Annotated in this window: 1 protein-coding gene; it reads right to left on the bottom strand. The window is 74.6% G+C overall.

Annotation, left to right across the window (positions count from 1 at the left end; all coding sequences use genetic code 11):
- Positions 1-96 precede the first annotated feature (96 nt).
- The coding region (locus Q0L15_RS22740; protein ID WP_296607136.1) for a V-type ATPase 116kDa subunit family protein at positions 97-1,246 on the bottom strand (1,150 nt) is incomplete at its 5' end.

Here is a 1,246-nt window from a genome sequence, read left to right as displayed (position 1 = left end):
GCACGACCTTGAGCACGGCCTGCCGCTGCCGTCGCAGCAGCGTCGCGAGACCGGCGGCCACCGCCACCAGCGCGGGCAGGCCGAGCAGCCAGATCGTCATGGTCGTCTCCCTTGGTCGGTCGAGGGTCCGGATGGCTCGAGGTCGGGGAGCCGCCACGGTCGGAACGGCCTGCCCTCGCCCTCGAAGAGTCGTGAGAACAGCTCGTAGTACTCGAGCCGGAGGGCCTGGATCCCGGCGACCAGCGCCTCCAGGCCGAAGGTCAAGACGTTGCCGGCCACGAACAGGACGACCGCGACCGGCACCATCGCGGGCCCCGACGCCGCCACCGCCGTCGTCCCGTCCCACACCACCGAGCCCAGCGCGGCGTGTGTCAGGCCGAAGGCAGCCAACCGCGCGAAGGACACGAGGTTGGTGCCGACCCGGAGCACGGCGTCGAAGACCTCGACGACGGCCTGGGTCGCACCGGCCCCGCCGCCACCGGCGCTCGCGAGGAACCCTGCGAACGCGAGCAGCACGCCGGTCGCTGCCGTGGCTGCTCCGAGGAGGAGCAGCCAGGTCAGGTCGCCCCACATGCCGCCGGTGATCAGCCCGACGCCGGCCAGGAGCGCGGCCCCGGCGAGGCCGGACGGTGCACTGACCGCGCGCGCCCACCCGCCCTCGCGCCAGCGGTTGACCGTCGCGATGCCCTGGGCGGTCGCGAGCAGCGCGGCACCCACGACCACGCCCGCGACCAGCAGGGTGACCGGGTGGTCGAGGGGCGCGAGCCAGACGACCGGCACGAGTCCGGTCGGGCCGAAGCACTCGCCGTAGAGCAGACCGAAGCCCATCGCCGCGAGCCCGGAGCCGGTCACGAACGGCCACAGCCGCTGCACCGGGGCGAGCCGGTGGATCCGCCCGGACCCGACCACGAGGCCGAGGAGCGCCAGCAGCGCGCCGTGCCCGACGTCGCCGAACATCATGCCGAACATGACGATGTAGGCGAGTCCGGCAACGAGACTCGGGTCGACGTCCTCGTAGGGCACCGTCCCGTAGGTCTGGACGAGCGGGGTGAACGCCCGGCGGAGCTGACCGCCCTCGCGCAGGAGCGTCGGCGGGTCGGTGCCGCGCGGGGTGGGCAGGGGCGCCACCGTACCGCCCAGGTCGCTCAGTCGGCGGGCCAGCGGCTCGACCTCCGCGAGCGGCACCCAGCCGGTCAGGGCGGCCACCTCCCCACGGACCACGGCGCGACCGGCGACGGCCTCCAGG

Origin of the sequence: Nocardioides sp. (assembly GCF_024509035.1) — a bacterium.
Taxonomy (GTDB): domain Bacteria; phylum Actinomycetota; class Actinomycetes; order Propionibacteriales; family Nocardioidaceae; genus Nocardioides.
Note: the sequence above shows the minus strand (reverse complement) of the source record. Positions and strands in the feature narration are given on the sequence as shown.